A 22,125-nucleotide genomic window follows, 5' to 3' on the forward strand; every position below is an offset into this window, starting at 1 on the left:
CGGATCATCCGCTCGCGGCGTTTGTCGAACCGGCCTTGCGTTTATTCCTTCACGTAGTTCGCTGAATTGTGCTTATCCATCACCGTCTGGAAGCGGCGGGCGAAGGCGTCGTCGGCGAGCTTCTTGCGGCGCTGGATGTCGGCGGACGCCAGCATGTTCTTCTCATGCAGTTCCAAGAGGTCGCCGATATGGCGCTGCGAGGCGGCGCCGATGCCGGCCATGGTTTCTTCCGCGGCGGTATCGACCTGGCTGCCAAGCGTGTTGATCTTGTGGGCGACATCCTGCTGGGCGGCGGTCTTCAAAGAATCTTCCAGCGCCTTGTAGAGAACGATGCGCTGCTCGGTGTCGATGGTCAGCTTGTTGATCAGCGTGTTCTGGGCGGCGATCTGGTTGTTGAGCGAATCGACGAAGGTCTGGAACATCGAGGTATAGCGCTCGAGCGTCTGGCTTTCGGCGAGCAGTTCCTGCTCCTTGGCCTGCATCTGGTTATATTCGGTGGCGAGCTTGGAACGTTCACCCTCCAACTCGGTGCGGCCCATCTGGTCGGTGGCGGCGGCGATCTTGTTTTCGATGTCCAGTAGCATCGGGTTCAATTCTTCGATGCGCTTCTGCACGGCTTCGAGGTTGGTCACCGTGTTCTTGCGGCGCTCGATCACCTGGACGAGGTTGTTTTCCGACTGCTTGTAGCGCGTGTCGAGGATGTTCTTCTGGTCCTTGAGCATGCCGACGATCGTGTCGGACTTGGCGAGCAGTTCCTGCAGGTTGCCTGCCAGCGACATGTTGCGGACACGCTCGGTGCGCATGCGCTGGGCGCTCTGCTTGGAGAACAGGCCGACGAATTTTTCCATGCCGGTCTGGCTCTTCATGCTCTCGAATTCGGAACCGAAGACATTGGTGGCATCTTCAAGGCCGATGATCAGGTCGGCGATATTGCCTTCCATGACCTTCTGCTGGTGGATCACGTCCTGGATGCRCGCATTCTCGATATCGAAATTGACGTCGCCGAGCTTGGTGTCGGCCTTGGCGAATTTGTCGAGCACTCCGGTGGAGGCGTCGAGTTTGCCGCGCATGTCGTTGACGACAGTGCGGGTCTTCTCGATTTCGGCATCGAAGGACTGGAGCGTGGCCATTTTGATTCCCCTGGATATCCGCGTGGCGGTGCGGCGTTGAGACAAGTCTGGTCGGCAGGAGAATAGCGTGTTTTCAGCAATATGGAACCCGCGCGACCCGCTGGCGAGGACTAAGATTTGGTGACGGTCGGAGAACGCGCAAGGGGAAGGGATTATTCATTTTGATCTCCTTCCGCGGCTTTGAACGGCTATTGCCGCGCATTGGTGGCGCGCAGAAAGGCGATGATGTCGGCAATATCCTTGTCGTCCGTCAAGCCGGCAAATGTCATGTTGGTGCCGGGAACCAGTCTGCGCGGGCTCCTGACATAGGCCGCGAAGGTCCCGTCGTCCCATTTGACGCCGTTTGCGGCGAATGCGCGCATCGCGTCGGAATAATGTTGGAAACTCAGAAGCGTTGCGGCCGGCTGATCCATCACGCCGTAGAGTGACGGGCCGACACGGTTGAGGTTTTTCTCGATGGAATGACAGGCCGCACAGCGCCTATCGAACATCGCTTCGCCATGATTGGGATCGCCGCCCGCATGTGCCTGTGCGGCAGCCGTGAGCAGGCCGGCCGCGAGAAGAAGTCTCCGTGGCGTCATCATGTCTTGTCCCTCAAACATTCCGGTGCGTCGTGGCCATCGCTCAGACCTGGGACGGACCAACAGGCCAAGTTCTTCGATCGTCCCTGCTTTTTGGATGAAGACTCCTCCAGGCCTCATTACCAGCCAGATTTCACCGCCTTCGGATTCTTCAGATAGGCGATCAGATTGACGATATCCTGCGATTTCCTGAGGCCGGTGAAAGCCATCCTGACGCCCGGAATATAGTCGCGAGGCGCCGTGAGATAGGCGGTCAGCGTTGCTTCGTCCCATTTGTGACCGGCGGCGCCGAAGGCGGTCATCGCGTCGGAATAGGTGTAGTTGGGTGCCGAGGCGGCCGGCCGGCCGACGACGTGGAACAGCGACGGGCCGATCCGGTTTGCGCCTTCGTCGACGGAGTGGCAGGAGCGGCAGTTGTGGAAAACCGCCTCGCCCTTGACGGGATCGCCGTCGGCAAACGCCTGGCTGGCCGTGCCGGTCAGGATCAGAGCAGAGAAAAGACAGAGGGCTTTCACGATATTTCCTTCGTCATTTTTGGTTTTGCACATGTCTCTGTTCCCCGAAACCGGTGGCCACTTTCGGGCGACATGCTCGGCGGCCGTTGACGATAATCAATCACATCCGCGTTATCGCCAACAGGGGCATTGCGTCGCAGAGCCACTGCAAAAACACAATCCACAGGCGGTTTTCGGTAGAGATCGTTACAGGAATTTTGTCGCAGGGAGGGATTGCGGCATGGTGGCGTCGCTAATCAACACGTCAACGCCGCCAATTCGCTTGAATTTGTTTCACGTTGGTGGTTGGCTAGGACAACCAAAAGAGGGAGAACCTAAATGACATCTTTCGTCACCAAACTCACAGTCACGCTCGGCATGTCGCTGGCGGCCTTTGTGGGTGTTGCTCAGGCGGCCGAGCCGGAGAGCTGCGGCACCATTCATTTTGCCCAGGTGAGCTGGACCGATATCCAGGCCACGACCGGCACGGCAACGACGATCCTCAAGGCGCTCGGTTATAAGACCGACATCAAGGACCTCGACGTGCCGATCGTCTACCAGGGGCTGGCCAACAAGCAGCTCGACATCTTCCTCGGCAACTGGATGCCGTCGATGGCGCCGATCATCAAGCCGTTTGCCGATGCCAAGACCGTGCTGACCGTGCGCGCCAACCTTGAAGGCGCCAAGTACACGCTTGCGACCAATGAGGCCGGCGCCAAGCTCGGCATCAAGAGCTTTGCCGACATCGCCAAGCACAAGGATGAACTCGAAGGCAAGGTGTACGGCATCGAGCCGGGCAATGACGGCAACAAGCTGATCCTCGACATGATCAACGGCAACAAGTTCGATCTGAAGAGCTTCAAGCTGGTCGAATCGTCCGAACAAGGCATGCTGTCGCAGGTCGCCAAATACGACAATGCCGGCAAGCCGATCATCTTCCTCGGCTGGGCGCCGCATCCGATGAACACCAAGTTCAAGATGACTTATCTGGCGGGTGGCGACGACGTTTTCGGCCCCGACTTCGGTGGTGCGACCGTGTTCACCAACACCCGCGCAGGCTATTCCGAGCAGTGCCCGAATGTCGGCAAGTTCCTGCAGAACCTGTCGTTCACGCTGGACATGGAAAACCAGATCATGGGCAAGATCATGGATGACGGCATGCAGGGCGACAAGGCTGCCAAGTCCTGGCTGAAGAAGAACCCCGACGTCATCAAGCCCTGGCTCGCCGGCGTGACGACCAAGGATGGCGGCGACGCCGAAGGTGCCGTGAAGTCGGCTCTCGGCCTGTGATCATCCGGCCTTCAGGGGCGGCTTTGCCGCCCCTGTCCGTCACACATTTTTGAGGGGTAAGGGATGGAATGGCTGCACTCGTGGCTGCTTGACGATGATGGAAAGATCCAGGTCGGCAAAGGCGCCAAAGTTGTCGTTGATTGGATCACCCATAATCTGGCTGGGCTGTTCAATCTCATATCGGTCGTTTTCACGGACGTTTACAATTGGTTGGTTTTGGCTCTGTTCGGGCCGTTCGATGGTGAATCGCGCTGGGCCATGTTCTATGCGGCATTCATCATTGTCGTATTTTGCGGCTTAGCCTGGCTGCTGCGCCGACAAATCGGCGTTGTCATCTTCACGGCACTGGGGCTCCTGCTGATTTACAATCTCGGCTACTGGCTCGAGGCCATGCAGACTTTGTCCCTGGTGCTTGTCGCCACCTTCATTTCGATGCTTGTGGGCGTGCCGGTCGGCATCCTCTCAGCGCGTCGCCCATGGTTCTATGCTGCAATTCGGCCAATCCTCGACCTGATGCAGACGGTGCCGACCTTCGTTTACCTCATCCCTGCACTCATCCTTTTCGGCGTCGGTCCGGTGTCCGGCATGGTGGCGACGATCATCTTCGCCATGCCTGCGCCGATCCGGCTGACGCGGCTCGGCATCATCTCCACGCCGCCGTCCCTGATCGAGGCCGCGCAGGCGTTTGGCGCGGCGCCGATGCAGGTGCTGACCAAGGTGGAACTGCCCTATGCACTGCCACAGATCATGGCGGGCTTCACCCAGACGATCATGCTGTCGCTCTCCATGGTGGTCATCGCCTCGATGGTCGGCGCCGACGGGCTTGGCACGCTGGTGCAGCGCGCGCTCGGTCAGATGAATGTGCCGATGGGATTTGAATCCGGCCTCTGTATCGTCATTCTGGCCATCATCCTCGATCGTATCTTCCGCTTTTTTGACGAAGGAGAGACGACATGAGCGCGATCCAGTTCGACAATGTCTCGATCATCTTCGGCAACAATGCCAACCGGGCGCTGGCCATGGCCGACCAGGGCAAGACGCGCGACGAGATCAGCGCCGCGACCGGCTTGGTGCTCGGCGTGGCCAATGCCTCGCTCAACATCGAAGAGGGCGAAATCCTGGTGCTGATGGGGCTTTCCGGCTCCGGCAAGTCGACACTGCTCCGGGCCGTCAATGCGCTGGCGCCGGTGGTGCGCGGCGAAGTGAAGGTCAATGCCTCGGGCCGCTCGACCAATCCCTACAAATGCAATGCACCGCAACTGCGCGATCTGCGTATGCATCTCGTATCGATGGTGTTCCAGCAGTTTGCGCTTTTGCCGTGGCGAACCGTGGCCGAGAATGTCGGCTTTGGGCTTGAGCTGGCCGGTGTGCCGGACGGCGAGCGCAAGAAGCGGGTCGGCGAACAGCTTGAGCTTGTCAATCTGTCCAAGTGGGCTGACCGCAAGGTGCAGGAACTGTCGGGCGGCATGCAGCAGCGTGTCGGCCTGGCGCGCGCCTTTGCCACCGGCGCGCCGATCCTCTTGATGGACGAGCCGTTCTCGGCGCTCGACCCGCTGATCCGCACTCGTCTGCAGGACGAATTGCTGGAATTCCAGCGGAAGCTCAAGAAGACTATCCTGTTCGTCAGCCACGACCTCGACGAGGCGTTCCGGATCGGCAATCGTATCGCCATCATGGAAGGCGGGCGCATTGTCCAGTGCGGCACGCCGCAGGACATCGTGCGCAATCCGATCGACAAATATGTCGCCGATTTCGTCCAGCACATGAATCCGATCAACATGCTGACGGCAGCTGACGTCATGCGCCGGGACTTTGACCCGTCCGCCAAGGTCGCCGGCACTGCGATGCCACATGCCCGCCTCCAGGATGTGCTCGACGCCATGTCGCGCACGCCCGGCGTCATCGGCGTGGTCGACAACGGTACGCTGATCGGCGCGATTTCGGCTCAGGACGTCGTCAACGGCCTGACGCAGCACCGCACCAAAGATTAAGCCGGGAGGCCGGGAGGGTCGTCATGAAACCCGAGAAACCGGCCTCCGTCATCCGCCCGACCGACGACGATGCACGGCGCCTGGCGCGCACACTTCTGCGCGGAGCGCGGTTTGCCGCGCTCGCGGTGCTTGAACCGGAGACCGGTCATCCGTTTTCCAGCCGCGTTCTCATCGGCACCGATGTCGATGGGACCCCGGTCATGCTTGCCTCGACGCTCGCTGTCCATACCCGGGCAGTGCTCGCCGATCCACGCTGCTCGCTCCTGGTCGGCGAACCCGGCAAAGGCGACCCGCTTGCCTGGCCGCGGCTGACGGTGCTGGCGGATGCCCAACGCGTAGAACCTGACACCGAATCACATTCGCGAATTCGTGCCCGGTTTCTCCGGCGCCACCCTAAATCAGGTCTTTATGCCGATTTTCAGGACTTTTCCTTCTTCAGGCTTGTGCCAAAATCGGCCAGCTTGAACGGCGGGTTTGGAAAAGCATACAGAATTTTAGCATCCGATTTAATAATTGATTCACGTGCCATTTATGACATAGCTGATCAAGAGTTGCAATTATTAGCGGAGATGAATTCCCCTGATGCGGGTATTGCGGCTTCACTGATAAAATATTTTTTCAAAGAAAAAACAGGGGATTGGCGAGCTGTTGGTGTGGATGCCGAAGGAGTCGACCTCGCGCGTGGAGAGCATCTGAGACGTTTTGAGCTCGGACAAACTCTGGCTGATGTAAGCGGTGTGATTGCTGCATATTCGAATATCCTAATGAATATACATTAAATTTAGCAGTGTACATGGCTGTCTTCTCCTTGTTAGTGTTTATCGTTCAATTTCAAGAACGTGGGGTGATTGATTGAACGATCATTCAATAGGGGTGGATGAAAGTATTTGCCATGAAAATGAGGAAACTATCGGAGCATTCCGGCGCTGCGGCGGCACTATTGTCCGCCATGGCCAATCCTAAGCGACTGATGATTCTCTGCAATCTGGTGAATGGCGAGGTTCCCGTGGGGATTCTCGCCAATCAGGTGGGGCTCAGCCAGTCCGCCTTGTCGCAGCATCTGTCCAAATTGCGGGCGCAGAAGCTGGTCAAGACACGGCGGGACGCGCAGACGATCTATTATTCCAGCAACTCGGCGCAGGTTATTACCCTGCTCTCGGCGCTGGAGTCGATCTACGGCGAGGTGGAAATTGCCAAGACGGCCGCTTGAGGTTGTGTAATTTGAAACAACCGATGGTGGCGAGGCTCGATGTCTGAGGGGTTGGACAGCAGAGCCTCGTACCGGCTCCCACGGTTCGGAGTGCATCAAAGCAAGAAATTTCCCGGGCCCGCCGCAAAGCGGGCCCGGGCATTGTTGTTATTCATATCTGACCTGGACAGCAGCGATCGATTTTCACCGATGGCGACCGAACTGTTGTTATTGCCGCCACGGTGCTCACCCAGAACACCCCGTTGAATTGCAAAGCGCTCAGACAGTTCAAGCCGACGGCTGCGAGTGGCTTTCTGCCGTTGACTTGAACGGACGCGGCCGGAATGGCGCAAAGACCAACTGTGATGCTTGATCAGAATCGCCGCGTATGGAAAGTAGGTTCAGATTGCGTGCTGGATTGCAACGGCGGATATGACTACATTGGCGATGACATATCGGCGGTCGTGTCAGGAGCCAAACGAGGTCTGTTGTCTTGCTTCTGCGCCTCAGCCGCGGCGGAGATGTGACAGATGGTGTCGCGTTCTCGATGTCATCCAGGGCGTATTGAGTTATGGGAACGAAACGTCCTTTGGGCTCCGAGCTACACTCGTCGTCTCTGCAGCAGATGCTGATGCCGGCAGGGTCTTGATTTTCATTTCTTGAATTTGGCAGCGAGCATAGGACGGGCGATCATCGGACAGCGGGACACACTTTATACAGCACTTGCCAATGGCGTGCCGGAGGGGGCGGTTTCCGACCTGCTGTTTGAGGTAGGCACGGCCTTCGACATGAAGAATGCCAGCTTCCTGCTGATGCCGTCGAAGACCGACGATTCCTTGTCGAAGCTGATCTTGCTGAGCTCGATGCCGCGAGAATTTTGGGAGCGTGTCGATCAGCTTTACCCGCTGCCCACCTCTCAGCTGTTCAACACGGCACGCAGTTCGCTGGTGCCGGTGACGTGGTCGCTCGATGAAATACGACGGCAAAACCTGTTGATTCACGGCGTCGAGCCGGCCATCGTGCCGTTCCTCCGGCAATTCGGTATCAGCCACGGCGTTGTCTTTCCGGTGTTTTCCATCGACGGGATGCGCCATGCGCTCAGGTTCGACGGCGACCGCGCGCCGCTGACGCAGGCGGAGATCAACGAGCTCGCCATGCTTTCGGCGCATTTCGTCCAGGCCTATGACCGGTCCCGCTATCCCCTGAGCGACCCCATGGGATTGACGGAACGGGAGCTGGAAGTCGTACAATGGAGCGCCACCGGCAAGACCTCGCTGGAGATCGCGGCGGTCATGTCGCTCTCAGACCACACGATCAATGCCTATATGAACAACGCGTTGAGAAAGCTCGACTGCACGAGCCGGACCCAGCTGGTCGCCAAAGCGCTCAGGATGCGTCTCATCAGCTGATCTGGCCATGGTTGACCAGCGAGGCCGGTCACGCCGAAAGTCCTTCGTCCGGCTTCTCTACCTTGGCATCGGCGCTCTTGGGCTTCATGTAGTACATGATGCGTTCGAGCATGCCGAGCATCACAGCCGAGATCACGAAGGCGATGTGCATACCCGTGAGCAGCATCAGCTTGGTGTTGTCGTACTGGTTGGCATTGAGGAAGATCTGCAGCAGATGGATCGAGGAGATGGCCACGATCGAAGAAGCGACCTTGATCTTCAGGCTGCCGGAATCGAGCTTGCCGAGGAAGGAGACGTCGGACTCGCCTTCTTCGTCGAAGCGGCTGACGAAATTCTCATAGCCCGAGATCATTACCATGACGATCAGGCTGGCCACCAGCGCCGCATCGATCAGTGTAAGCATGGCGAGAATCATGTCCGCCTCGTCATAGACGAAAACGTTCTGCGCTATTTTCCAGAACTTATAGCCAAAGGACACGGCGTAGACCGCCAGCGCTGCGACCAGTCCCAGATAGAACACGACCAGGATCCAGCGACTGGAGAGGATGATGCGTTCCACGAGCAGTTCGAGCGATTTCATCGGCAGTCCTTCGAATGTTTGCACTGCGGCATAATTAGCGAGGGTAGGGGGCTTGTTCAATGGCAGGCTGTTGCAAAGCGGAGTCACTCGCCCACACTCTTGCGCTCACGATTCGTCAACTGCAAATGCAGGTCTTGAATGTGACGCCCGATCGCCGCATTTTAGGCACGCGCGACGATGATTTGCTTTTGAAGCGGTATAACCTCTCTTGATGCCGAGACTGACGAAACAGATTTCCGGCTGCCTGACGGCCCTGGTTCTGGCACTGACACTTGTGGCCAGTCCCGCGGTGTCGGCTGGGCAGCCCAATGAAGGCCAACCTGCGGACAACAAGCAGGCCAACCCATTCGACTTGCCGATGTATTTTGCCATCGTCCGCAGCAATGCCGGCTATTGCGAGCCGAATTGCCCGGAATGGATCTATGGCGAAGGCCAGATCGACGCCAACACGCCGTCGGCCTTCCGCAAGGTTCTTGAGCAGATGGGAGACCGACATCTGCCGTTGATCCTGATCTCGCCTGGCGGCAATGTCGAGTCGGCTGTCGAGATGGGTCGTCTGATCCGCAAGAACAATATCCCGGTGCAGATCGGCTATACGCGTTTCTTCAATTGCTCGCCGCGCGATGCAGACTGCATCGGCGACAGCCCGCAAAAGGGTGAGTTCCGTGGCATGGCCATGGTCACCGGCGCCTTCTGCTGGTCGGCCTGTCCGCTGGTGCTGGCGGGCGGCGCGCGCCGGCTTTCCAGCGAGTGGTCCTATACGGGCGTGCACCAAGTGACCACCGTCTATCAGCGTGAACAGGTGTTCTATCGCGAGCGTTACCGGCTGATCGACGGCAAGAAGAAGATCATCAGCCGCAAGATCCTGAGCCGCAAGAATGCAGGCACGCAGTCGACCACGCGGCTGCCCAAGGCGACGCGCACGCTGCTGACCGGCTATTTCCATGAAATGGGCGTGGAAAAGACGCTGCTGAAGGCGATGCTGTCGACTACGCCCGACAAGATCCGCAGGCTGGCGCCCGACGAAATGCTCGCCATGCATCTGATCACCGAGCTCAGCAATAGCGATCTGCTCACCGACCCGACGCTTTGCCGCGGCGATGCGCCGGCGGCCAATTGCATCAAGCGCAATCCGCAGCCGCAAACGATCGTGACGCCGCAAAGTCCGCCTACAAGAACCTAGAGCGTGTCGCACCTATTTGGAGCCATTCTGCCGGGCGTCTTTCCGCCAGTTCCTGCGGCGATGGCCTCGACGGTACATCTGTGTACCGCCGTTCGGCCATCGCCTTGGCCCTGACGAAAATCCGTCCCGGCAGAATGGCTCCAAATAGGTGCGACACGCTCTAGATTCGCAGAATTGAATGCTCGAAATCTGCGAATGAGTGGAATGGCTTATTCGATTTCGCCGGTTCGACCCCTTTAAACCTATAGGGGCGGTTCCTACGTCATTCCCGCTATGTCTATCAAGGCAACTCCGATGTGAGACAATCGGCGCGCAATTCCGCCAGGGGACGGCGGCGCGCGCAACATCTTCCCAAACCTCCGCAGTCTGATCATTGCGCGACCTTTGACCGCGCCATGCGCATAATTGCGCGTCCTTCCCCGTTTTATCTTCAACAACAACAACCGGGTCGCTGTCGGGTGGATGGACCCGCGTGCCCATAGGAGAAATTCATGGAAGTCCTGCAATCTATCGGCCCTACCGAGTGGCGGCTCATCGAGGTGGTCGTGCTGATCGTTGTTCTGGCGGTCCTGTTCCGCTGGAGCGGTATCGTCCGCTACATCCCGAACGACAGGCTCGGCATTCTGGAAAAGCTCTGGAGCGCGCGTGGCTCGGTCGAGAGCGGCTTTATTGCGTTGCGCGGCGAGGCCGGCTTCCAGCCGGAAGTCCTGCGCGGCGGCCTGCACTTCTTCATGCCGTTCCAGTATTCGATTCATCGCGCCAACCTGGTGACCATTCCGCAAGGCCAGATCGGCTATATCTTTGCCCGTGACGGCAAGGCCCTGCCGCCGACGCAGACGCTGGCGTCCAATATCGTCGCCGATGATTTTCAGGATACGCGCGGCTTTTTGGAAAAGGGCGGCCAGAAGGGTCCGCAGCGCAAGATCCTGCGAGAAGGCACTTATGCCATCAATCTTGCCCAGTTCATCGTCCTGACGGCGCAATCGACCTATGCGGTGAATCTTAGCTCCACGGAGCAGAAATTGTTCAGCGACATGTCGTTGATGATCTCTGAACGAAGAGGCTTCCAGCCGGTGGTGATCCATGACGCAGAAGACATGATCGGTGTCGTCACGGTGCATGACGGTCCGGCGCTGCCCGACGGCGAGATCATCGCGCCGACAGTCGCCAACGACCCGAAGGACCCGAACTTCCATAACAATTTCCAGGATCCGGAAAAATTCCTCGAAGCCGGTGGTTATCGCGGACGCCAGCTGCAGGTGCTCGCCGACGGCTCGTATTTCCTCAACCGCATCTTCGTCACTGTCGAGCTGGTCGAAAAAACCATCATCGACGTCGGCACGGTAGGCGTGGTCGTCTCCTATACCGGCCGTCGCGGTCCGGATATTTCCGGCCAGTCCTATCGCCATGGCGAACTGGTGGAGATGGGCGATCGTGGTGTCTGGTCGCAGCCGCTGCTGCCGGGCAAATATGCCTTCAACACCTATGCCGGCAATATCGTCGTCGTGCCGACCACCAACTTCGTGCTGAAATGGAGGCGGGAACAGTTCGGCGAACATCGCCTCGACGAAAACCTGTCGGAAGTATCGCTGATCACCAGGGATGCGTTCGAGCCGATGCTGCCGCTCTCCGTCGTCGTTCATATCGACTATATGAAGGCGCCGCTGGTGGTGCAGCGCTTCGGCGATATCAAGCGGCTGGTCGAGCAGACGCTCGATCCGATGGTCTCTGCCTATTTCAAGAACATCGCCCAGACCAAGACTCTGATCGAGCTGTTGCAGGAGCGCAGCGAGATCCAGAGCACGTCGGGCGAGGAAATGCGCGAGAAATTCGCCACCTATAGCCTCGAACTGCAGGAAGTGCTGATTGGCACGCCGCGCGCCGACAACGGCCAGAATGGCATAGAGCAGATCCTGATCCAGTTGCGCGAGCGCCAGATCGCCGTGGAAAAAGTCGAGACCTACAAGCTGCAGGAAGCCGCTGCGATCCAGGAGCGTACTTTGCGCGAAAAGCAGGCGCTGGCTGAGCAGCAGACCAAGATCACGGCTTCGTCGCTGGCCATCGAGATCAGCGAGAACGAGGGCAAGGCCCAGCTCGCCCGTACCCGCCAGCAGGCCGAGACGATCCAGGTGACCGCCAAGGCCGAGGCCGAAAAGGTGCGGCTGAGCGGCCAGGGCGAGGCCGACCGCATCAAGGCGATCGCGTTTGCCGACGCCGAGCGCATCAAGGCCGTGGGCTTTGCCGATGCCGAGAAGGTGCGCGCCGTGGGTCTCGCAGAAGCCGAGGCGACCGAGAAGAAGGTCGAGGCCTTCGGCGGCCCGGACTATCAGCTCAACGCCCAGGTGCTGATGCGCTTCGCCGAAGCGATCGAAAACGGCCGCCTGCCGCTCGTGCCGCAGATCCAGATCGGTGGCGCTGGCGGCGAGAAGGGTGGGGCGAACGGCCTCGTCGAGATGATGCTGTCAATGCTGGTGTCCGACAAACTCAACCGGCAGCAACCGGTGCAGGTGACGCCGAGTGCGCCGGCGCTGGAGCAGCAGTGATCGATCGGAAGGCCGGCGAGAGCCGGCCTTCCTTTCTGAGGTACGCCGGCGAAGCGCGGCTGGTTAACCCTAATCCTTAACCGCATTTTAACGATATGCTTGGCGAACGGCGGTGGCGTGATAAAGATTTCCTCACGTCCCTTGTAGCTCAATGCAAGAGCAGCTGCTCAGTTCGCAGCCGATCCGGGTTCAATTCCCAGGCGGGGACACCAATTTTCTGTTTGATGGCGGCTCGCGCAACAACGATGGTGCACGGGCCGCCTTTCCTCAGCGGAAAAGGTCCGCGAGTTCCCTGGAGCGTTCTCTCGAGTTTGTCTCTATGGCGTGCACAAATCCTGCTCTATGACGGGGATGTGCAACACAGAAGGCCGCTCCATGATCGTCCGCCCCCGTCCGAATGCCCTGGAACTCTTCTTCATCCTGCGTGGCTCGATCGTCCCCGACATTATCGGCCAGATCGCAGTCGCGGCGATGTTTGCGGCTTTCGTCATCTTCGTGCACCGGCAATGGCCGCATGCGCTGCCGGTGTTCGAAGGAGCGCCGTTTGCAGTGGTCGGCATTGCATTGTCGATCTTTCTCGGCTTCCGCAACAACGCCTGTTACGACCGATGGTGGGAGGCGCGCAAGCAATGGGGCGAGCATATTTTCCTTGCCCGCAATTTCGCCCGCCAGACTCTGGTGTTGCAAGAGGTTGACGGCGGCGTAGCGCGCGAGCGGCTCAACCGGCTGGTCATCGCCTTTACCTGGGCGCTTGCCAAACATCTGCGTCCGGCTGCCGAGAGTCGGTCCGGCCCGAAGGATTGGCTGGAGGGTGAGGATGCTACGTTCGTCGCCGAGGCACGCAATCGGCCCGATGCCATTCTCAGGCTGATCGGCATGGAACTCGCCCGGCTGAGGGCTGCCGGCGTGCTCAGCGACATGCTGTTCCAGACGCTCGACGCAACGGTCGGGCGGATGGGCCTGGTGCAGGCGGCTTGCGAGCGCATTGCCAATACGCCGGTGCCGTTCGCCTATACGCTGCTCCTGCATCGGACGGCCTATGTGTTCTGCATTCTCCTGCCATTCGGGCTTGCCGATTCGCTTGGCTGGGCGACGCCGCTCGCTGTCGTCCTGGTCGCCTATACCTTTTTCGGGCTCGATGCGTTGAGCGTTCATCTGGAAGAGCCGTTTGCCGATATCCCGAACGGGCTTGCCCTTTCGGCGATGGCGGAAACCATCGAGATCAATGTCCACGAAGCGCTCGGCGAAACGAACCTGCCACCGCTTCCGAAGGCACGGGACTTCATCCTGATGTAGTGCAATTCCGTGCCGGCTTGCACGATTTGATTTTACAATCGAGCGATTGATGTCGCAAATGACCCATCGGGCGGCGAACCGGGCAGCGCATTTTCAAAACGGCTCAGGTTCTATTCCGATACGCTCGGCGCGAGGAGGCTCCGTGCGATCAATGCAAGTTCGTTGGGAGGCGACGAGGCATGGCTGAGGTGAAATCCGATATCGAGATCGCGCGTGCGGCAGACAAGAAGAACATCATGGAGATCGGGGCGAAGCTGGGAATACCGGCGGAACATCTCCTCCCTTACGGACATGACAAGGCGAAGATTTCCGCGGAATTCATCGCCGCCCAGCAGGGCAAGAAGAACGGCAGGCTGATCCTCGTCACCGCCATCAACCCGACGCCGGCCGGCGAAGGCAAGACGACGACGACCGTCGGCCTCGGTGACGGCCTCAACCGCATTGGCAGGAAGGCCATCACCTGCATTCGCGAAGCCTCGCTCGGCCCGTGCTTCGGCGTCAAGGGCGGCGCAGCCGGCGGCGGTTATGCGCAGGTCGTGCCGATGGAAGACATCAACCTGCACTTCACCGGCGATTTCCATGCGATCACCGCCGCGCATAACCTGCTTTCGGCCCTGCTCGACAATCACATCTATTGGGGCAACGAGCAGAATATCGACATCCGCCGCATTGCCTGGCGCCGGGTGATGGACATGAATGACCGGGCGCTCCGGCACATCGTCTGTTCGCTCGGCGGCATCGCCAACGGCTATCCGCGCGAAACGGGTTTCGACATTACCGTTGCGTCCGAGGTGATGGCGATCCTTTGCCTGTCGATGGACCTCAAGGACCTGGAAAAGCGGCTCGGCAACATCATCGTTGGTTATCGCCGCGACAAGACCCCCGTCTTTGCCCATGACATCAAGGCAGATGGGGCGATGACCGTGCTGCTCAAGGATGCGATGCAGCCGAACCTGGTGCAGACGCTCGAAAACAATCCGGCCTTCGTGCATGGCGGCCCGTTCGCCAACATTGCCCATGGCTGCAATTCGGTGGTTGCCACGACGACGGCGCTGAAACTCGCCGACTATGTCGTCACCGAAGCCGGCTTCGGCGCCGATCTGGGGGCGGAAAAATTCTTCGATATCAAGTGCCGCAAGGCCGGCCTCAAGCCGGATGCGGCGGTCATCGTCGCAACGGCCCGCGCGATGAAAATGAACGGCGGCGTCAAGAAGGACGATCTTGGCCAGGAGAATATCGAGGCGGTGAAACGCGGCTGCGCCAATCTCGGCCGGCATATTCAGAACGTCAAGAAATTCGGCGTGCCGGTGGTGGTCGGCATCAACCATTTCATCTCCGACACCGAGGGCGAAATCCAGGCGATCAAGGATTATGTCGCCACGCTTGGCGCCGAGGCGATCCTTTGCCGACACTGGGCAAGAGGCTCCGCCGGCATCGAGGACCTGGCAAACAAGGTGGTGCAGCTCGCCGAATCCGGTGCTTCGCAATTCTCGCCGCTCTATCCCGACAACATGCCGCTGTTCCGCAAGATCGAGACCATCGCCAAGGACATCTATCATGCCGGCGAAGTGATTGCCGACAAGTCGATCCGCGACCAGCTGCGCGCCTGGGAGGACCAGGGCTACGGCAACCTGCCCATCTGCATGGCCAAGACGCAATATTCCTTCTCGACCGACCCCAATCTGCGCGGTGCGCCGGAGGGTCACACGGTGCCCGTGCGCGAGGTCAGGCTGTCGGCCGGCGCCGGCTTCATCGTCGTCATCACCGGCGAGATCATGACCATGCCGGGCCTGCCGAAATCCCCCTCGTCGGAGCGGATTTTCCTCAATGAACTGGGGCAGATAGAGGGGTTGTTCTGACGGCTTGATGGCCGATCGACGGCGTGCTAATTGGGCGCTGTCGAAAAAGGCAGGACCGGATATGGTAAGCCCGGTCCCTTCCCGAAGGGGAAGCTCTGCTCCACAGTCCCTGTGAGAACCCGCGACGAGCAACGGCACATTTCGTGCCGGCTCGGCGGATTCTTTGGAGCGACAGCTCACATGTTCCGCCGACCAATCAAAGGAACATGACATGCGACTGAACCATTTGGATATCCACGTAGAAGACATAGCGGCGACGACCGAATTTTTAACGCGACATTTCGAGCTCAAACTGCGCGAGATGCGCGGCAAGGCAGGTCTTGCCATCCTCGATGACGATGCCGGCACCGAGATCGTCGTCAGCCGGCCGGTCGAGGCATTCGGCGGCGTCGACCAGGCCTCTCTCGGGCGCGTTACTTATCACCTTGGCTTCATCCAGCCTGAGCGCACAGACGTCGACCGGCTGCATAGGGCAATCAGTGAGGATGGCATCGCCGACGCGCTCACCGAGCCGAAGGAGATGCGGGGTGGCTACCTGTTCTATTGCCTTGCACCGGGCCGAGTATTGATTGAGGTCGGCTGGCGGCCGCCTCACCAGATTGAGAGAGTGCTCTGAGCGAACAGCTGGCAGGCCTCAGCCAAGGAGCGCAGTTTCCAGCCTGTTGAGGTCGAGAGCCAATGTCGACGCTTCAACTGGTAGGCGGACAAAACCATGGCGGAGATAGAAGGTTTCGGCTGCGGCTGACATGGCGTGGACGATTACCAGCCGCCCAGCAWCATGCTTTGCGGCTTGACGGGCGCGGATCACCGCGTCTTTCAGCAAGGCACGCCCGAGTCCTGAGCCCTGGCAATTCACCGATACTGCAAGGCGTCCTATGATCGCAGCCGGAATAAGATTCGGCATGTTTCGGCGCATGCTGCCTGTAGCCTCTCGATTGGAAAGACTGCCCATGGCGAGCGAGTAGTAGCCAACGACTTCCAAGCTCTCGTGGTGGCAGACGACATAGGTGCGACTTGCGCCAAGGTGCAGATTGGCAAGCGCGCGCTTGCGAAGCCATTCGTCGAGGATGGCTTCCCCACAGTCGAATGTCGAGAGATTATGGTCTTTGCGGATGACTGTCGGTTTATCGAAGCGCTGCGTCGCCTCAATCATCGGCCCAGACCGGTTTGCTTGACAGTAGGCGCTGGATCCCCTCGGTCTCTGCCGCGGACGGTTCGCCGTCAAGCCATGCGAGCACTTTTTGGAAATTGACTGCGTTCAGTGCGATATCGGTCTGATCGAGCAATATGTTCCTCGCTTCCTTCAGGGCCGAGGCCAGCATGAACTGCGAGCGATTGGCGCCCACCAGCGCTGCAGCTTGGTCAATCAGGTCCCGGTCATCCATCCTGGCTCGCAGGTGGATGTTGACCTCAGATAAAGCTGGTGCGTCGCTCATGGCCTAAAAAAATAGAGAGATGTGTTTACATTGTCAACACCGCTCTCACCAGCAATACCGGAAGCCCGCCTTCCGAGCGATCACGTCGAGATGCAGATGCGTCTCATGCGCCTTGTCGCTTGATGGATCCAGCACGGTGGTGAAATAGAGGCAGGCGGCGGCGGTGATGGCGCGCTGGAAGGCGCCATCCAGGGTCGAATCCTGCATGCGCGGCTGGATCGAGAAGCTGTGGCCGCTTTTGAAGCTGAGGCCGGCTATGTCGATGGCGTTGCCATGGGCGTGTTCGGAAATTTTTCCGGTCGCAGCGCTGTCGCGGTTGCGGCAGACATAGGCGGATGCCTGGTTCAGCCCGATAAGCGTTTCCTCAGGCTTTGCGGTCTTCAGCATCGGGATGATGATCTCCGACGTCCATTTCGACAGCGCCAGCGCCTCCTCGCAACGTATTGTGCCTTCCGGTTTCAGCGTGATGCCGTTTGCCACCGAGGAGATGACGATCGGCCGGTCGATGCCGCAGCCATTTCCATCGTCGACGCGGGGCGTTTCGCGATAGATGACGCCAGYCTGTTTCAGTGCAGTGAGGCAGGCCTGGAATTTGGCGGGGTCCTCTGCCTCGATCGGCGGCGGGACATAGGTGTCGACTTTCTCCTCCGGCTTGGCCAGTTTGTCTTCAGGTTTGGCTTGGTCCTCTTCCGCTTTGCCCTGATTGTCGTCGGGCTTGGTCTCACTGTCTTTCGGCGCGACCTTTTCCGGTTTTTTCACCGGCTCCTGCTTCTGGTCAGCCGGAGCCGTCGTGTCCGGACGCGGCTCGGGGATCGGCACGACATCGGGCAGGTCGGCGCCGAGCAGGAAGAAGAGCGCCGAGAAAAGAATGGCGAAACGGTATGAGATGGCATCGCTCCTTCGAAGTCACAATCGGGGAGCAACGCGGGCAGGTGGCGTCTGGTTCGATAAAGTTCCGCGGAAGCCTGACGCGATAAGTGATCGCCCGCGGATGGTTTGCCATTCGTTCAAAATGTGGATTTCGTATTCTGCTGTTGTAAACGCAGCTTCAGCGATATTCCGAGAGGCAGCGAATAGAGCGGCGGGCGCTCGCGTCCACAGCATAGAGATCGCTGAGATAGGGGTGGCCCATGGGCTTGGTGACAAAGAAACCGGATTTTTCGCAGACCATGCCCGACGTTTCGGCCAGTGGTATCAAGCTCTTGGAAGCGATCACCGCAAACAAAATCTGGAATGAGTCGAGCCTGCAATATTATCTGGGCGGCAGCAACGCGCTGGCTCTCGATTCCGACTTCAAATCGGATCTCCATTCCATGTTCGGTAACGTCACGCCGGACTCGGTTTTCCAATTCACGACGGTGACCCAGAACGCCTTCAAGGCGATCGACAATATTGTGCCGATGAGCATTTCTCAGACCAATAATCCCGATGATGCCGAGCAAGTCATCATCAGCGTCGATAAGCCGAGCAGCGATACGGAAGGTTTTTTCGACTTCCCGGGCACCTACTTTCACGATGGCGGGCAGGAGAGCTGGTCGCTCGGTGCGTTCAACAGCGGCCTCGGCTATATGCTGAAAGCCGGCGAGGAGGGTGGCGGCCAATATGCCAACTGGACGATCATCCATGAGATCGGCCATAGCCTGGGCCTCAAGCATACCCATCAGGAGGCCAGCGGCCTGCCCCCGCTGCCCGAGGTCGGCAAATTCATGGACAATGAGATGTATTCCGTCATGTCCTATAATCCGGCGTCGAGCGGAACGACCTATGGCCATGCGGTGACGATGATGGGATTGGACGTGGCGGCGCTGCAGGCGCTCTATGGCAAGTCCGTCTATGCCGACGGGGATTCGACCTATACCTTGAACGACCCCAAGAATGGCGCGCTGGACCTCACCGAAGGCGATGTCTCGATCGGCCGCGCTTATTACTGCATCTGGGATTCGGGCGGCGATGACACGATCCGCTATGGCGGGTCGAAATATTCGGCGCTCATCAACCTCAACGACGCGACGCTGGATACGAAATCCAACAGCAGCGATCTGACCGCGTTGTTCGGCGAGCTGAAGGTGACGTCCTTCTACAAGGATCTCTCCCACAAGCTGCAGCAGGAAATCGTCGACACTTGGCACCACGCTGGCGGCTTCTTCTCGCATGTACTGACCAAGAGCGGCGGCACCTACCAGGCTTTTGATGGCGGCTATTCGATCGCCCATGATGCGGGAATCGAAAATGCCAGCGGCGGCGGTTCGGGCGATTTACTCATCGGCAATACGCTCGGCAACTTTCTTGCCGGTCTCGCCGGCGGCGACACGATGCTGGGCGGTGACGGCGCCGACACGCTGCAGGGCGGTGCCGGCAATGACGTGATCGATGGCGGGCGCGGCGACGACATGCTGTTCGGCGGTGCCGGCAGGGATCGCTTCGTGTTCTCCGACGGTTATGGCACCGACACGATCGGTGATTTCAGCCATGGTGACACGATCGATCTCAAAAAGTTCGGACTGAATGACTTTTCCGACTTCAACCAGCTTTACAAAAACTACATGACTGATGTCGGCGGCAGCACGCACATTACCATTGGCGGCGACACATTGATCGTCGAAGGTGTTGCGAAGGCCGACTTGACGTCCAGTGATTTCGTGATCTGACCTGTTTCGCAGGTGACAGCGGGCGCGGCGGCTGGCCGTACCCCCCTTGACCGATCTGGAAAACTGCATGTATGTATTTTGCATGAACAGATCTTTGAACATTGCTAGCTGGTGGTGGGTTCGCTGAAAACGCGGCCTCGAACAGTCATGTGAAAAGACAGACGACGAAGCCGCCCAGATCTGAGGCGGCTTTTTTCATATCCAGGCCGCGCGAGCTGGGCCAAAACGGAGAACGAGAATGGGAACGCGCGTATTGGATAACGGGTCTGAACAATACCAGACGAAGGGCGGCATTACCGTCACTCGCTCGCGGCGCGAGACGAGCTATAGCGACGCTATCGACAGCTATATCGAGAAGCTCGACGAGCGGCGCGGCGCTGTCTTCTCCTCCAACTATGAATATCCCGGCCGCTATACCCGTTGGGATGTGGCGATCGCCGACCCGCCGCTCGGCATCACCTCGTTCGGCCGGGCGATGTGGCTGGAAGCCTATAACCCCCGCGGCGAGGTGCTGCTCGACATCATTGCCAAGCATCTGGCCGCTGTCGATGATATCGTGCTTGGTGAGCGTAGCGCGATGCGCCTCGATCTAAGCGTCAGCAAGCCGGACCGGGTGTTTACCGAAGAAGAGCGCTCGAAGACACCGACCGTGTTCACAGTGCTGCGCGCCATTACCAACCTGTTTCACTCCGCCGAAGACGGGCAGATCGGCCTCTACGGCGCCTTCGGCTACGATCTCGCTTTTCAGTTTGACGCGATTGAGCTGAAGCTCAAGCGACCTTCCGATCAGCGCGACATGGTGCTGTTCCTGCCCGACGAAATCCTCGTGGTCGACAATTATTCCGCCAAGGCCTGGATCGACCGCTATGATTTCGCCAAGGATGGCAAGACGACCGAGGGCAAGGCGGGTGACAGCCCGGCCGATCCCTTCCGCCACACCGATACCATCCCGCCGCGCGGCGACCACCGCCCGGGCGAATATGCCGAACTGGTCAAGGAAGCCAAGCTCAGCTTCCAGCGCGGCGACCTGTTCGAAGTCGTGCCCGGCCAGAAATTCATGGAGCGTTGCGATTCCAAGCCGTCGGCAATTTCGCGGCGGCTGAAGGCGATCAATCCGTCGCCCTATTCCTTCTTCATCAATCTCGGCAACCAGGAATACCTGGTTGGCGCCTCGCCGGAAATGTTCGTCCGGGTCAATGGCCGCCGCATCGAGACTTGCCCGATCTCCGGCACGATCAAGCGGGGCGAGGATGCGATCGCCGATTCCGAGCAGATCCTGAAGCTTTTAAATTCCAAGAAAGATGAGTCCGAACTCACAATGTGTTCGGATGTCGACCGCAACGACAAGAGCCGCGTCTGTGAGCCGGGCTCCGTGAAAGTCATCGGCCGGCGGCAGATCGAGATGTATTCGCGCCTGATCCACACTGTCGATCATATCGAAGGCCGCCTGCGCGAGGATATGGATGCTTTCGACGGCTTCCTCAGCCATGCCTGGGCCGTCACCGTCACCGGTGCGCCGAAACTTTGGGCGATGCGCTTCATCGAGGCGCATGAGAAGAGCCCGCGTGTCTGGTATGGCGGCGCGATTGGCTGGGTCGGGTTCAATGGCGACATGAATACGGGGCTGACGCTCCGCACCATCCGCATCAAGGATGGTATAGCCGAGGTCCGGGCCGGCGCGACGCTGCTCTACGACTCTATTCCTGAAGAGGAAGAGGCGGAGACGGAACTCAAGGCTTCGGCGATGATCGCGGCCATTCGCGATGCAAGATCGGGGAATTCTGCCATGACCAAGCGCGACGTCGCCAAGGTGGGCACGGGCGTCAACATCCTGCTCGTCGACCACGAGGATTCATTCGTCCACACGCTCGCCAACTATTTCCGCCAGACGGGCGCCACTGTGACCACCGTGCGCACGCCAGTGCCGGAAGAGATTTTCGACCGGCTGAACCCGGATCTTGTCGTGCTGTCGCCCGGACCTGGTTCGCCGGCCGATTTCGACTGCAAGGCGACGATCAAGAAGGCGCGGGCGAGAAGCCTGCCGATCTTCGGCGTCTGCCTTGGGCTGCAGGCGCTCGCCGAAGCCTATGGCGGCGAACTGCGCCATCTCGCCATCCCCATGCACGGCAAACCGTCGCGCATCCGCGTGCTGGAGCCGGGCGTGGTGTTCTCCGGCCTCGGCAAGGAAGTCACCGTCGGCCGCTATCACTCGATCTTCGCCGATCCCTCGACGCTGGCGCGCGAATTTATCATCACCGCCGAGAGCGAGGACGGCACGATCATGGGCATCGAGCACACCAAGGAGCCGGTGGCCGCAGTGCAGTTCCACCCGGAATCGATCATGACGCTCGGTTCTGATGCCGGCATGCGGATGATCGAGAATGTGGTGGCGCATCTGGCGAAGCGGGCGCGGGTGAAGGCGGCGTGAGAATATGAATTCCGGCGGAGCGCGTCATCGAAGGTGATGCGCTCCGTTTCGATGACCACGAAGGAGTT

The 22,125-nt window shown here is 59.3% G+C and carries 20 protein-coding genes and 1 tRNA gene; 14 read left to right on the forward strand and 7 right to left on the reverse strand.

The annotated features are described in order from the left end of the window. Positions 1-41: 41 nt before the first annotated feature. The 3 genes from AC1DYF_RS04745 to AC1DYF_RS04755 form a co-directional block, all read right to left on the reverse strand. Positions 42-1,130, reverse strand: coding sequence for a hypothetical protein (locus AC1DYF_RS04745; protein ID WP_477875529.1), 1,089 nt, complete (start codon positions 1,128-1,130; stop codon positions 42-44). Positions 1,131-1,318: 188 nt separating this feature from the next. Next, a complete protein-coding gene (locus AC1DYF_RS04750) occupies positions 1,319-1,714 on the reverse strand; it encodes a c-type cytochrome (RefSeq protein ID WP_477875530.1) in 396 nt (131 codons plus the stop codon). A 116-nt stretch (positions 1,715-1,830) separates the two neighbouring features. Continuing rightward, positions 1,831-2,259, reverse strand: a complete 429-nt coding sequence (locus AC1DYF_RS04755; RefSeq protein WP_477875531.1) for a c-type cytochrome — start codon at positions 2,257-2,259, stop codon at positions 1,831-1,833. Positions 2,260-2,544: 285 nt separating this feature from the next. Here AC1DYF_RS04755 and AC1DYF_RS04760 point away from each other — a divergent pair, with 285 nt between their 5' ends. From AC1DYF_RS04760 to AC1DYF_RS04785, 6 genes are all read left to right on the forward strand, one after another. Next, complete coding sequence (locus tag AC1DYF_RS04760) at positions 2,545-3,495, forward strand: choline ABC transporter substrate-binding protein (RefSeq protein WP_477875532.1); 951 nt, start codon at positions 2,545-2,547, stop codon at positions 3,493-3,495. Positions 3,496-3,558: 63 nt separating this feature from the next. Further along, complete coding sequence (gene choW / locus AC1DYF_RS04765; RefSeq protein WP_477875533.1) at positions 3,559-4,452, forward strand: choline ABC transporter permease subunit; 894 nt, start codon at positions 3,559-3,561, stop codon at positions 4,450-4,452. Next, the gene (choV, locus tag AC1DYF_RS04770; protein ID WP_477875534.1) at positions 4,449-5,486 is read left to right on the forward strand and encodes a choline ABC transporter ATP-binding protein; all 1,038 of its coding nucleotides are present in this window, start codon (positions 4,449-4,451) and stop codon (positions 5,484-5,486) included. Before choW ends, choV begins: the two co-directional genes overlap by 4 nt. A gap of 23 nt (positions 5,487-5,509) precedes the next feature. Continuing rightward, the gene (locus AC1DYF_RS04775) at positions 5,510-6,265 is read left to right on the forward strand and encodes a HugZ family pyridoxamine 5'-phosphate oxidase (protein ID WP_477875535.1); all 756 of its coding nucleotides are present in this window, start codon (positions 5,510-5,512) and stop codon (positions 6,263-6,265) included. A 113-nt stretch (positions 6,266-6,378) separates the two neighbouring features. Further along, entirely contained in the window at positions 6,379-6,696 is a 318-nt protein-coding gene (locus tag AC1DYF_RS04780) for an ArsR/SmtB family transcription factor (RefSeq protein WP_477875536.1), read from the forward strand. Between the two features lie 638 nt (positions 6,697-7,334). After that, positions 7,335-8,084, forward strand: a complete 750-nt coding sequence (locus tag AC1DYF_RS04785) for a helix-turn-helix transcriptional regulator (RefSeq protein WP_477875537.1) — start codon at positions 7,335-7,337, stop codon at positions 8,082-8,084. Between the two features lie 28 nt (positions 8,085-8,112). Here AC1DYF_RS04785 and AC1DYF_RS04790 read toward each other — a convergent pair whose 3' ends face one another. After that, on the reverse strand, positions 8,113-8,664 hold the full coding sequence (locus AC1DYF_RS04790) for a TIGR00645 family protein (protein WP_477875538.1): 552 nt from the start codon (positions 8,662-8,664) through the stop codon (positions 8,113-8,115). 211 nt (positions 8,665-8,875) lie between these two features. On the opposite strand from AC1DYF_RS04790, the gene AC1DYF_RS04795 reads away from it, so the two are divergent. The 6 genes from AC1DYF_RS04795 to AC1DYF_RS04820 all read left to right on the forward strand — a co-directional run bounded on the left by AC1DYF_RS04795 (position 8,876) and on the right by AC1DYF_RS04820 (position 16,161). Beyond that, complete coding sequence (locus tag AC1DYF_RS04795; protein ID WP_477875539.1) at positions 8,876-9,847, forward strand: COG3904 family protein; 972 nt, start codon at positions 8,876-8,878, stop codon at positions 9,845-9,847. Between the two features lie 491 nt (positions 9,848-10,338). After that, the gene (locus AC1DYF_RS04800) at positions 10,339-12,390 is read left to right on the forward strand and encodes an SPFH domain-containing protein (RefSeq protein WP_477875540.1); all 2,052 of its coding nucleotides are present in this window, start codon (positions 10,339-10,341) and stop codon (positions 12,388-12,390) included. A 136-nt stretch (positions 12,391-12,526) separates the two neighbouring features. After that, a tRNA-Thr gene (locus AC1DYF_RS04805) sits at positions 12,527-12,602 on the forward strand. A 163-nt stretch (positions 12,603-12,765) separates the two neighbouring features. Beyond that, positions 12,766-13,686, forward strand: a complete 921-nt coding sequence (locus AC1DYF_RS04810; protein ID WP_477875541.1) for a bestrophin family protein — start codon at positions 12,766-12,768, stop codon at positions 13,684-13,686. Between the two features lie 179 nt (positions 13,687-13,865). Next, positions 13,866-15,545 (forward strand): formate--tetrahydrofolate ligase, encoded by a 1,680-nt coding sequence (locus tag AC1DYF_RS04815; protein ID WP_477875542.1) that lies wholly within the window; start codon positions 13,866-13,868, stop codon positions 15,543-15,545. 211 nt (positions 15,546-15,756) lie between these two features. Continuing rightward, positions 15,757-16,161, forward strand: a complete 405-nt coding sequence (locus AC1DYF_RS04820; RefSeq protein WP_477875543.1) for a VOC family protein — start codon at positions 15,757-15,759, stop codon at positions 16,159-16,161. 18 nt (positions 16,162-16,179) lie between these two features. Here the strand turns inward: AC1DYF_RS04820 and AC1DYF_RS04825 are convergent, their stop codons facing one another. Genes AC1DYF_RS04825 through AC1DYF_RS04835 form a run of 3 tightly spaced genes read right to left on the reverse strand, consistent with a single transcriptional unit; the run spans position 16,180 to position 17,740 of the window. Continuing rightward, on the reverse strand, positions 16,180-16,698 hold the full coding sequence (locus AC1DYF_RS04825) for a GNAT family N-acetyltransferase (RefSeq protein ID WP_477875544.1): 519 nt from the start codon (positions 16,696-16,698) through the stop codon (positions 16,180-16,182). Further along, positions 16,691-16,981, reverse strand: coding sequence for a type II toxin-antitoxin system TacA family antitoxin (locus tag AC1DYF_RS04830; protein WP_477875545.1), 291 nt, complete (start codon positions 16,979-16,981; stop codon positions 16,691-16,693). The genes AC1DYF_RS04825 and AC1DYF_RS04830 overlap by 8 nt, the downstream gene beginning before the upstream one ends. 45 nt (positions 16,982-17,026) lie before the next feature. Beyond that, positions 17,027-17,740 carry an extensin-like domain-containing protein gene (locus tag AC1DYF_RS04835; RefSeq protein ID WP_477875546.1) on the reverse strand — a complete coding sequence of 238 codons (714 nt, stop codon included), beginning with the start codon at positions 17,738-17,740 and terminating at the stop codon, positions 17,027-17,029. Positions 17,741-18,111: 371 nt separating this feature from the next. Between AC1DYF_RS04835 and AC1DYF_RS04840 the strand changes: the two genes are divergently transcribed. Further along, on the forward strand, positions 18,112-19,629 hold the full coding sequence (locus AC1DYF_RS04840) for a M10 family metallopeptidase C-terminal domain-containing protein (protein WP_477875547.1): 1,518 nt from the start codon (positions 18,112-18,114) through the stop codon (positions 19,627-19,629). Between the two features lie 238 nt (positions 19,630-19,867). Continuing rightward, complete coding sequence (locus tag AC1DYF_RS04845) at positions 19,868-22,057, forward strand: anthranilate synthase (RefSeq protein ID WP_477875548.1); 2,190 nt, start codon at positions 19,868-19,870, stop codon at positions 22,055-22,057. The last annotated feature ends 68 nt before the right edge of the window (positions 22,058-22,125 follow it).

The sequence above is a fragment of the Rhizobium sp. P2_G9 genome, from assembly GCF_056403475.1.